This window comes from Kitasatospora sp. NPDC127116 (assembly GCF_042677365.1).
GTDB lineage: Bacteria > Actinomycetota > Actinomycetes > Streptomycetales > Streptomycetaceae > Kitasatospora > Kitasatospora lactacystinica.
Map to the genome: position 1 here is coordinate 1 of NZ_JBHXTL010000070.1, position 3,955 is coordinate 3,955.

The 3,955-nt window shown below is 74.4% G+C and carries 3 protein-coding genes; all 3 read right to left on the minus strand.

Annotated features, from left to right (window positions below; translation table 11 throughout):
* Positions 1-90 precede the first annotated feature (90 nt).
* Positions 91-822: a GPR1/FUN34/YaaH family transporter gene (locus ACFVHV_RS25845; RefSeq protein ID WP_380353820.1), complete on the minus strand. Its 732-nt coding sequence runs from the start codon at positions 820-822 to the stop codon at positions 91-93.
* A gap of 218 nt (positions 823-1,040) precedes the next feature.
* Entirely contained in the window at positions 1,041-2,657 is a 1,617-nt protein-coding gene (locus ACFVHV_RS25850) for an MFS transporter (RefSeq protein ID WP_380353822.1), read from the minus strand.
* A gap of 284 nt (positions 2,658-2,941) precedes the next feature.
* Entirely contained in the window at positions 2,942-3,754 is an 813-nt protein-coding gene (locus ACFVHV_RS25855; RefSeq protein ID WP_380353824.1) for a class I SAM-dependent methyltransferase, read from the minus strand.
* Positions 3,755-3,955 lie beyond the last annotated feature (201 nt).

A 3,955-nucleotide genomic window follows, 5' to 3' on the forward strand; every position in this document is an offset into this window, starting at 1 on the left:
CCCTCCCCGGAACCCGAGGGTCCTCCGGGAGGGGGCACAGCCGATTCGCGTCACGCCGTCGGATCCGGGCGGTCGGACGGGGCGGGCCGGCTACAGGGTCCGGCGTACGCCCGCCTGCTGCTCCAGCCGCTGCAGCTGGCCGGTCAGACCCGCGTGCATGGCCTCGCGGACCGGACCGCTGCGCCCGATCCACAGGACCTCCCGGCCCCGGAGCTCCTCCAGCATCAGGGCGTAGGCCGCGTACATCGCGACCGCCGCGAGCAGCATGCCGAGCGCTCCGGCGACGTGGCCCAGCCAGGACACGCCCGAGACGCCGTGGAGGCCGGCGACGAAGTAGCGGGGTACGGCGATCATCAGGAGCAGCCACAGCACCCGCTTCGGCCTGGCCACCGAGGCCATCAGGGCGGCGAAGACCGTGAACGCCAGGTTCATCACTCCCAGCACCTGCGCGCCGCCGTGGGCATTTGTCGACGTGACCAGGCCGTTGGCCAGCCAGGCTCCGGCGAACCCGGCCATCAGCGTCGCCGCGATGACGTCACGGGCGCCGAACGCCAGGATGCTGACCAGCAGTTGGAGCACGAAGGCGGAGAAGACCGTGAGCGCCACGGCCTGCCGGTGGGCGCTGTCGATCAGGCCGAGCTGCAGGCTGCTGGTCACGACGGAGGAGATGGCCACCGTGAAGAAGCCCAGCGGCATCGGCGAGGCGATGGGTCGCATGGTGATCCGGGTCATGGCGTGCAGGTCCGGCTCGCCCCCGGTGCCGGCCGCCGTCGGGTCCGGACCGTGCGCGCGCTGCTCTTCCGTCACCACTGCCGTCATCATGTCGCTCCTTGTTCTCGGGACGTGCCCTCGAAACGTGCTCTCGGGACGTGCTCTCGGTACTCGGCGTCGTCGGGGAGGCCGCTCGCGGAGCGGCGGGCCGGGATCGCTCCACGAGGCTATGAGCGGAGAGGACAGCGGATTTGTCCTGATGTGTACGAATGCTGTCGTGCCCGTGCCCGTGCCTGCGCTCTGTTCGCGGGAACGGGACGGAGGGTCCGTCACGCGTCGCGGTCGTGCGCCATCACGGCGTGGGTGACGGTCGGTTCCCCAGTGAGCAGGGCGCGGGCGTCGGTCTCGAAGGCGCGGTCGGTGCCGGTGTAGCGCCCGTGGTGCTGGGCACAGTGCTCCGACCACGACGTCACGGTGAACGTCTCGACGAACTGCTCCGGCCGGGCGGCGTCCCGGTACAGGCCCCAGCTGACCGCACCCGTCCGGCGCCGGGAGGACTCCACCTTGCGCATCGCCGTGACGAACGCCGGGGCCCGCTCGGCCCGCACCCGGTAGGTCACGGTCACCAGGACCGGCCCGTCCTGCGGCGCCGGCTCGACGGTCAGCCGGGGCTCGGGCCATGCCTCGGAGAGCGTCGGATCGGTCCGGCCGCCCGGCAGGGGCAGCCGTCGCAACGAGAGCACCCCGCCGAGCAGGACCAGGGCCGCAAGGAGCATCGCCGCCGACACACCGGCGTGTTGGGCCACCTGTCCCCAGCACAGCGCGCCGAGGGCGCTGCCGCCCTGGAAGACGAGCAGGTAGAAGGCCGAGGCCCGGGCCCGCACCCACGCCGGCAGGGCGACCTGCAGGCCCGCGTTCAGGGTGGACAGCGCCGTGATCCACGCCGCTCCCGCCAGGACCAGGGCGAGGAAGGCGACCGGCACGCCCGCGCCGACGGCCAGGGTCACCAGCGTGCCCGCGAAGACGGCCCCGGCGAGGGCCAGCGCGCCGTTGCCGCCGACCTGTCGCGAGAGCGCGGGCAGCGCCGCCGCGCCCGCGACCGCCCCCAGCCCGACGGCCCCCAGGAGGAGGCCGTACCCGGCCGCACCGAGACCGAGGGACTCGTGCGCGGACACCGGCAGCAGCGTCCACAGGGCGGAGGCGCCGGGGACGAACAGGGCGCTGCGCAGCAGGATCCGGCGGATCCGGGGTGCGCTGCGGACGTACCGGCCGCCGGCCCGCAGGGCCGCGATCAGGTGCTCGCGCTCCTGGCCCGGCCGCGGCACCCGCGCCGGGGTACCGGGGCGCCACGTCGCCAGCACGGCCAGGATCGCGAGGAAGGACGCGGCGTTGACGGCGAAGGTCCAGCCGACGCCGAGGACGGCGATGAGGAGCCCGCCCAGGGCAGGGCCGACGGCGCGTGCCAGGTTCAGGTTCACCGCGCCCAGCGCCGCGGCCTGCCGCAACTCGTCCCGGGGGACGAGCGAGGGCTGCACCGCCTGCCAGGCCGGGCCGTTGAGCGCGTTCCCGCAGCCCAGGAGGAAGGTGAGCGCCAGCAGTGTCCAGGGCCCGAGCCGTCCGGTGAACGCCAGCACGGCCAGTGCGGCGGCCACCAGCGCCATGGCGGCCTGCATGGCCAGCAGCAGGCGGCGCCGGTCCACGAGGTCCGCGAGGACGCCGGCCGGCAGGGCGAGGAAGAGCACCGGCAGGCCCGCCGCGAGCTGGACCAGGGACACCTGGGCCGCGCCGTGCCCGACCAGCAGCCACTGGGCGCCGACGGTCTGCATCCAGCTGCCGACGTTCGAGGTGAACTGGGCCAGCCAGAGGTCGCGGAAGACCCGTCGGCGCAGCGGCGACCAGGCCGAACCGCCGGCCTCGCCGGCCCGTCCGCCGTCGGTCCCGGTCATCGACGTACCACCTGTCCGCCTCGTCGCACCCTGTCGGGAGGCCCGACGACGCGACGGTACGGGGGCGGTCGATGTCGTCGGGCGGTCCCGGGAGAGCCCCTCGCTCCCTGCCCGGGAACGCTAGTGGCGACGGCGCCGGCGGGCTTGACCGTCAGCGCCCACCGCTGTGCCGGGCCTGCACGGCCGGGATCCGGCGGCCGGCGGGCACCGGGCGGTGCCCGGGTCGGTTCGGTGAGCGGTGCCCGGGTCGGATCGGGTCGGGTGTCGCGGCGCCCGGCGGCGGATCAGATGCGGATGGCGGTGACGACGTGGTAGTCGACGAGGCCGTCGCGCCAGGCGGTGAGGAAGTTGCGGGACCAGTGGGCGGTGGGGACGACGTCGACGAGGTAGCGGTCGAAGCCCGGCCAGACCTTGGCGCCGATGGACTCCGTGGTGATGTCGGTGAAGCCGGAGCGGGTGAGGGCGGCGGTGAAGTCGTCGAGGGGGTGGGCGACGTCGAGGCCGTCGGCGAAGCTGGCGAGGAGGATCTTGAGGCGTTCGGCGATGTCGGCGCCCGGGGCGGTGAAGAAGGTGGTCACGACGAGCCGGCCGCCGGGGCGCAGCACGCGGGCCGACTCCCGGGCGAAGCCGGTCAGCTCGCGGAAGTGCTGGGCCGCCTCGACGGAGAAGACGCCGTCCAGATAGCCGTCGGAGAAGGGGAGTTCGTCCGCCGATCCGAGGGTGTACGCCAGCCGATCGGGGTACGTCGCCAGGGCTCTCGCGTTGACGGCGCGGGCCCGCTCGATCTGGTCCGGGTGGATGTCCACCCCCGTCACCCCCGCGAAGCGGAACTCCCGCAGTGCCAGCGCCGAGCCCAGCCCGCGCCCGCAGCCCACCTCCGCCAGCCGCAGCCGTTCGCGCGGCTCGGGGAACTCCCGCAACGCCCGCCGGTAGAGCTGCTCCTGGCTGCGCACCCGGTCCTCGGTGGTCGGGGCGGCGAGGTCGATCCCTTGCCAGTAACCGAAATTGATGAAGCCTCCGGCGAAACTGGCGACCTTGGCCAGATCATCGGTGCCGTAGGTCTTGCGCACGGTCGGGGGGATGCGGTTGTGATCCATGGGCCGCTGGGTCTCCTGCTCGGTGGGCGCCCGGCCGTCGGGCGCGCCGAGGTACGTACCCAAACCTGTGGTGGTGCGAACACGGTACGTGATCAGGGAGGGCCCCGGGGACAGTGGGGGGCGTGGGGGGGGGGCGAGGGGGGCGGGGGGCCCCCCCCCCCCCCCGGGGGGGGACCCGGGGCGGGGGGGCCGGGGGGGGGT

Bases quoted from the DNA above. Each gene is read 5' to 3' on its own strand.
- ACFVHV_RS25845 (WP_380353820.1), bottom strand. From the start codon at position 822: ATGATGACGGCAGTGGTGACGGAAGAGCAGCGCGCGCACGGTCCGGAC.
- ACFVHV_RS25850 (WP_380353822.1), bottom strand. From the start codon at position 2,657: ATGACCGGGACCGACGGCGGACGGGCCGGCGAGGCCGGCGGTTCGGCC.
- ACFVHV_RS25855 (WP_380353824.1), bottom strand. From the start codon at position 3,754: ATGGATCACAACCGCATCCCCCCGACCGTGCGCAAGACCTACGGCACC.